Here is a 6,494-nt window from a genome sequence, read left to right on the forward strand (position 1 = left end):
GGTCATGCATGAGTAGTACTGATTGGCAAAAACGTTTTGCTGGCATTGAGCGTCTTTATGGCAGCGATGGTGCCACCGCGTTACAGAATCTCCATCTCGTTGTGATTGGTTTGGGTGGCGTCGGCTCATGGGCTGCCGAAGCATTGGCTCGCAGTGGGGTCGGTAAACTCACGTTAATCGACATGGACGAAGTGTGCTTGAGCAATGTCAATCGCCAGTCCCATGCATTGACGAGTACGGTCGGTCAGCTGAAAACTGAAGTGCTTGCGGAGCGCTTGCGTGGCATTAATCCGGAAATCGATATTCACATTGTCGATGACTTTATCAATCGCGAGAATATCGCGGCCTATTTGCAAGACAAACCCGATGGCGTACTCGACGCAATCGATAGTTTACAAGCCAAGGTTGCACTTTTGGCATGGTGTAAACGGCAGAAAATCCCAGTGGTAACAACCGGTGGCGCGGGTGGTCAAATGGATCCGAGCCAAATTGCGGTTACCGATGTGGCGAAGGTCACTCAAGATCCGCTGATGGCGAAAGTGCGTAATCAACTGCGACGGGACTATGGCTTCAGTCGTAATCCGAAGCGTAAGTTCGGTATTGATTGTGTGTATTCAACCGAGCAGTTGCGTTACCCGCGAGGTGACGGCACCGTGTCGTATGCAAAGCCGGGTGATCGTGGTGTCAACATGGATTGTGCGACGGGTTTTGGTGCGTCGATGATGGTCACCGCCAGCTTTGGTTTATTTGCGGCAGCGAAGTTGCTCAGTCGCGTACTGCCAGCACAAACGCCGAGTTCATGACGTCGAGCTGTGCTTTTGAGCGATGGTCTGTACCGTTTTGCTGATTTGAAACAAACCGTTACTGCGCGATGGACTGAGTTGCTGACTCAGTCCGCACTGTTCAAGCCATGCAGGGAAATCGAACTGGGCAATATGCGCTGCAGTGGTATTCTGTACAGGCGCTAACATCACCACAATTAGGCCACGGATTAAGCGCGAAGTACTATCGATTCGGAAGTTCAGTTTTGTTCTCGGATTTTCGCTATAATCGAGCCAAACCGCAGCTTCACAACCTTCGACCAGAAGGTCATCGTGACGCGGCGCAAGCTCATCAGCTGTGAGTCCTTTTGCCCAGTGTAACAAGAGGCGATAGCGACTTTCCCAACCTTGGGATTGCTGAAAACTTGTTTGAATATCGTCTGCAGTTGGCCATGCCATAATGTTTTCCTAAGTGGTTTGCGCTTTAAACACACTGCCAGCCAGAGTTGACAGTCAGTGCCGGAACAATTTGCGCACATTATAGCTGCAACACTTGTGTCATGCAGGCGCCTTTTACATAATGCACGCTTATGTCAATTCGACGTAGGTTTGAGAAGAAGGAAGAGGTTATGAAAATTTTGGTCGCGGTCAAGCGCGTCATTGACTACAACGTCAAAGTTCGCGTCAAAGCCGATCAGTCAGACGTAGATTTAAGTAACGTTAAAATGGCACTGAACCCATTCTGCGAAATTGCGGTGGAAGAAGCCGTACGCTTGAAAGAGCAAGGTACTGCAGAAGAAGTTGTCGTGGTGTCGATTGGTCCGAAAAGCTGCCAAGAACAAATTCGTACAGCGTTGGCTTTAGGTGCTGATCGCGGTATTCATGTTGAAACCGATGAAATGCCTGACTCGCTTGCCGTTGCAAAAATTCTCAATAAGTTGGTTGCCGAAGAGGCACCTCAGCTGGTGATTCTAGGCAAACAGTCGATTGACTCCGACAATAATCAAACTGGTCAAATGCTGGCGGCACTGAGTGATATGCCACAGGGCACATTTGCTTCAGAAGTAAAAGTCGACGGTGACAAGGTTGAGGTTACCCGTGAAGTCGATGGCGGCCTGCAAACGTTAGCGTTGAGCTTACCTGCGATTGTGACCACAGATTTACGTTTAAATACCCCGCGTTATGCATCGCTACCGAACATCATGAAGGCGAAACGCAAGCCACTGGATGTGAAAACACCAGCAGATTTAGGGGTAGAAACCGGCAGCAAAATTTCGGTATTGAAAGTTGAGTCACCGGCAGAGCGTAGCGCCGGCATTAAAGTTGCCGACGTTGCAGAGTTAGTTGAGAAATTGAAAAACGAGGCAAAAGTACTATGAGCATTTTAGTTGTCGCAGATCACGATAATAAAGCCCTCAACCCTGCCACATTGAAAACACTAACCGCCGCGCAGGCGATGGGTGATGATATTCATGTCTTAGTCGCTGGTGAAAACTGTGCTGATGTTGCTAATGAAGTTGCCAAAGCTGCTGGCGTGAGCAAGGTTTTACTTGCCGATAACGCGGCTTATGGACATCAATTAGCAGAAAACTTGAGTGCTTTAGTGGTGAGTTTAGGCAAGTCTTATAGCCATATCGTCGCTTCCGCAACCACGACGGGTAAGAACTTTATGCCACGTGTTGCTGTGCTACTTGACGTTGCTCAAGTCTCAGACATTATTGCGGTGGAGTCAGCGGATACATTCAAGCGTCCAATTTATGCGGGTAACGCGATTGCTACGGTTAAGTGTGACGAAGCAATTAAAGTCATCACCGTGCGTTCGACTGCATTTGATGCAGTGGCTGCCGAAGGCGGCTCAGCAACGGTTGAGTCGATCGATGATGTATTTGCATCAGACAAAGTTACATTCGTTGGTGAGCAAGTCGCGGCATCAGAGCGCCCAGATTTATCGGCAGCTCGTGTTGTTATTTCCGGTGGTCGTGGCATGCAAAATGGCGAAAACTTTGCCTTATTGGAAAAAGTCGCCGATAAACTCGGTGCCGCCATTGGTGCTTCACGCGCAGCGGTCGACGCAGGTTTCGTGCCGAATGATATGCAGGTCGGTCAAACGGGTAAAATTGTCGCACCTGAGCTTTATATCGCGGTTGGCATCAGTGGAGCCATCCAACATTTAGCGGGTATGAAAGACTCGAAAGTGATTGTGGCGATTAATAAAGACGAAGAAGCGCCGATTTTCTCGGTCGCAGATTACGGTTTAGTTGCCGATTTATTTGAGGCGCTACCGGAATTAGAAAAAGCATTATCTTAACTGCGTGACAAGCAGGTTGGTCCTCTGCTAACCTGCTTGTTAATAAAAGATTAAAAAAAGTCGGCTATTTGACTCTAAATACTTGCGTAAATGTGAGTAATCATACATGATTTTTGAAAGTCATTAGCCAGGGACACCCGGCTTGGGGTACGCAGGATAGGTGGCAACAACAATGAAAAGAAAAACAACTATGTTTAAAAAACTTCCACTTGCAGCAGCTGTAGGCTTAGCAATCGCGGCCGTGCCAGCGCAAGCAAAGGATTTCGAAGTTGGTCCATTTGCTATTTCTTTTGACTCAACCTTCTCGCTTGGAGCAATCTGGCGGACTGGTTCGCGTGATGTACGAGTGTTGCATCCGGGTAACTATGAAGGTGGTCAAGGTCAGTCGGGTGTTGCCGATGACGGTAACCTCAACTTTGACCGTGGTGATTTAACCTCGCTTGTATTTAAGGGCGTTCATGACCTTGATATCAGTACCCAAAACATGGGTGGTCTCTTTGTCCGCTTTAATTACTGGTATGACGACGTGCTTGAAAACGAAGCGTTCGCGCACGGCCATAACGGGACGAACTATTTCCCGAATGCCCGTTTAGATTCAGACGCGTTTGATGATTACTCGAAAGGTAAAGGTGCCAACCTACTCGATGCGTTCTACTATACGCAATTCGACATTGGTAACCGTCCAGTTGACTTACGGATCGGCCGTCAGGTCTTAAGCTGGGGTGAGAGTACGTTTATCTTCAACGGTGTTAACTCAATTAACCCGCTCGACGTTAACGCAGCTCGCCGTCCAGGCGCGGAAATCAAAGAAGCGCTCTTACCGGTCGGTATGGTTAGCACTTCAATTGGTATTCGTGACAACACGACACTCGACGCTTTCGTTGGCTTTGAATGGGACAACACCAAGCTCGATGGTTGTGGTACCTTCTTCTCAACGGTTGATATCCTAGGTGGTCCAGGTTGTAACAAAGTAACCTTGAACCCAGAAGTTGCGCCAGGTCGTTTCTTGAGCGACCGTGAATCAGTCGAAGCGGGTTTATACGTTGCGCGTGCAGCCGACGTCAAAGCAAGCAATAGCGGACAATGGGGTATTGGCTTGCGCCATTACTCACTCGACCTCGATACTGAGTTTGGCCTTTACTACATTAACGTACACAACCATGCGCCGATTATTTCTGCGTATGACTGGAACACGCCAGCACCAAGCAACAACATCGTTTCGACGAACGGTCCAATGTACTTCGCTGAGTGGCCAGAAGACAACCAGATCTGGGGTGCAAGCTTCAGTACCATGCTCGGTAATTGGTCGTGGGCTGGTGAAGTGAGCTACCGTCCTAATCAAGCAGTTCAAATTAACACCACAGAAATCTTGACCGCAGGTTTGCAGCCAAATGTTCCAAGTTCTTTCGAGCAGCGCATTCGTGCAGCACGCCCGAACGGTGTTCCTGTGGGTAACTACGCGGCGGGTTATGAAGAGTTGAAAGTGTATCAAGCACAGATGACCTTCATTAACTTCTTCGAGCAGTTCTGGATTTCAGACCGGATGACAGTTATCGCCGAAGTCGCAGCGAACCACATCGACAACCTGCCAGGTTTAGATACGCAGCGTTTTGGTCGTAGCCCTGTTTATGGCAAATGTTTAACGGTTCGTGACCAGCAGCGTTTGGGTAATCCAGCACCTGCGGGCAACATCAACTGTGATGGTTTCGTAACGACGACTTCATATGGTTATCGTTTACGTGCAGCGTTTGACTTTAACAACGCGATTCGCGGTTGGAACTTAACACCGACATTGGTTGTTAACCACGACGTTAAAGGTTATTCACCGAACGCAAACTTCATCGAAGGCCGTTTGAACCTAGGTGTGTTGGTTGAAGGTAGCTACATGAGTAAGTACCGCGTTGTGCTAGGTTACAACAACTACAGCGGTGCCGATTATGATCCAATGCAAGACCGTGATCATATCTCTGCAAGCTTCTCAATGTCATTCTAAGCACTTGAACGTTTAGCTGAAAGCCGCCTCCGGGCGGCTTTTTTGTAAGGAAATTTTAGGTTATGGCGAGTTGGAATGAGTTTCTTGCGCAACAGCAGGAGCAGGCATACTTCCAGTCATTAATGGCGAAGCTGACAGCGGCCAAGCAACAAGGCTGTGTTATTTATCCACCACAGCATCAGATCTTCCGTGCGTTTGAGCTAACCGCTCTCGACGCCGTGAAAGTGGTGATTGTCGGTCAAGATCCATACCACCAGCCTGGACAGGCAAACGGGTTGGCTTTCTCGGTGACGGCCGGGGTTAAAGTGCCACCATCCTTGCGTAACATTTATAAAGCGATTGCGCGTGATTACATTGATTTGGCTATCCCTGAATCGGGTGACTTATCCAAGTGGGCGCAGCAAGGTGCATTGCTGCTTAACACATCGCTGACGGTTGAGCATGGCAAAGCGGGTGCGCACGCGAAGTGGGGCTGGCATGAGTTTACCGAGCGGGCGCTGCGTTACTTGGCTGAACATAAAGCCGCAGTGTATTTGCTGTGGGGTGCGCACGCCCAAGCTGCAGCAATGAAAGCTTTGGCAGGAACCCGCTATGAGTCCGAAAGCTTATTATTGACTGCGGTGCATCCGTCACCGCTTTCGGCACATAAAGGCTTTTTTGACTGTGGGCACTTTCGTTTGGCAAATGAATGGCTCGTTGAGCGCGGTCAATCGGCGATTGAATGGTTGCCAACTGAACAAAACGTGAGCAAACAGTCAGATATGTTCACATTTTGATAACATTCCGCTTGGCTAAAAATTCGTCTTGTGATACAACATTGCAGCGGTTGTAAGAATAACAAAAAAAACAACAAGCGTTTCATGTAGTGGTCACAATTCTCACAGATACTGTTGACCGAATCGCAGTGATATCACAACGCAAACCACGCAAGGGGGATTCCCATGAACCATACTGAAGAACTTGGTAATAACGAGAAATCGAGTAAGGGCCGGGCAAAGCGCAAGTGGCGCGAGATTGAAGCTCTCAAAGAGCGGCAGCGTTTGGAAAAAGAGTTGATGGATCTCGATTACTGCTACGACTTAGAATCCGACGACCTCGAATTCTAAGAAAAAAGGCCTCAAATGAGGCCTTTTTTGATCCCGCTTGCGCGAGCTGGCGAAAGCCCGCTTCCGCGGCATTGAAACAAGTACGCCAGAGACGCCGTAAACCCATCCATGGGGGCTTGGATGCCGCATCCCTGTGGCATACACTCTGGCTTTACTTATTCCAGCGCCGCTTGCGCGAGCTGGCGAAAGTTCGCTTCCGCGGCATTGAAACAAGTACGCCAGAGACGCCGTAAACCCATCCATGGGGGCTTGGATGCCGCATCCCTGCGGCATACACTCTGGCTTTACTTATTCCAGCGCCGCTTGCGCGAGCTGGCGAAAGTCCG

Annotated in this window: 8 protein-coding genes; 7 read left to right on the forward strand and 1 reads right to left on the reverse strand. The window is 49.2% G+C overall.

The features are described 5' to 3' along the window. Positions 1-8 precede the first annotated feature (8 nt). On the forward strand, positions 9-803 hold the full coding sequence (tcdA, locus tag LAT77_RS05595; RefSeq protein WP_290563573.1) for a tRNA cyclic N6-threonylcarbamoyladenosine(37) synthase TcdA: 795 nt from the start codon (positions 9-11) through the stop codon (positions 801-803). On the opposite strand, the gene LAT77_RS05600 is transcribed toward tcdA, so the two are convergent. Next, positions 798-1,220, reverse strand: coding sequence for a SufE family protein (locus tag LAT77_RS05600; protein WP_290563574.1), 423 nt, complete (start codon positions 1,218-1,220; stop codon positions 798-800). The two genes, tcdA and LAT77_RS05600, sit on opposite strands and share 6 nt — an antisense overlap. A 170-nt stretch (positions 1,221-1,390) precedes the next feature. Between LAT77_RS05600 and LAT77_RS05605 the strand changes: the two genes are divergently transcribed. From LAT77_RS05605 to LAT77_RS05630, 6 genes are all read left to right on the forward strand, one after another. Further along, positions 1,391-2,140 carry an electron transfer flavoprotein subunit beta/FixA family protein gene (locus LAT77_RS05605; protein WP_290563575.1) on the forward strand — a complete coding sequence of 250 codons (750 nt, stop codon included), beginning with the start codon at positions 1,391-1,393 and terminating at the stop codon, positions 2,138-2,140. Then, positions 2,137-3,069: an FAD-binding protein gene (locus tag LAT77_RS05610; protein WP_290563576.1), complete on the forward strand. Its 933-nt coding sequence runs from the start codon at positions 2,137-2,139 to the stop codon at positions 3,067-3,069. Before LAT77_RS05605 ends, LAT77_RS05610 begins: the two co-directional genes overlap by 4 nt. Before the next feature lie 190 nt (positions 3,070-3,259). Beyond that, positions 3,260-5,062, forward strand: a complete 1,803-nt coding sequence (locus LAT77_RS05615; protein WP_290563577.1) for a DUF1302 domain-containing protein — start codon at positions 3,260-3,262, stop codon at positions 5,060-5,062. Between the two features lie 62 nt (positions 5,063-5,124). After that, a complete protein-coding gene (gene ung / locus LAT77_RS05620; protein ID WP_290563578.1) occupies positions 5,125-5,838 on the forward strand; it encodes a uracil-DNA glycosylase in 714 nt (237 codons plus the stop codon). Positions 5,839-6,003: 165 nt separating this feature from the next. After that, positions 6,004-6,168 (forward strand): DUF3545 family protein, encoded by a 165-nt coding sequence (locus LAT77_RS05625; protein ID WP_290563579.1) that lies wholly within the window; start codon positions 6,004-6,006, stop codon positions 6,166-6,168. Between the two features lie 120 nt (positions 6,169-6,288). After that, positions 6,289-6,494 (forward strand): hypothetical protein (locus tag LAT77_RS05630; protein ID WP_290563580.1); only part of this gene is annotated, 206 nt, incomplete at its 3' end.

The organism is Aliidiomarina sp., from assembly GCF_022565475.1.
GTDB lineage: Bacteria > Pseudomonadota > Gammaproteobacteria > Enterobacterales > Alteromonadaceae > Aliidiomarina.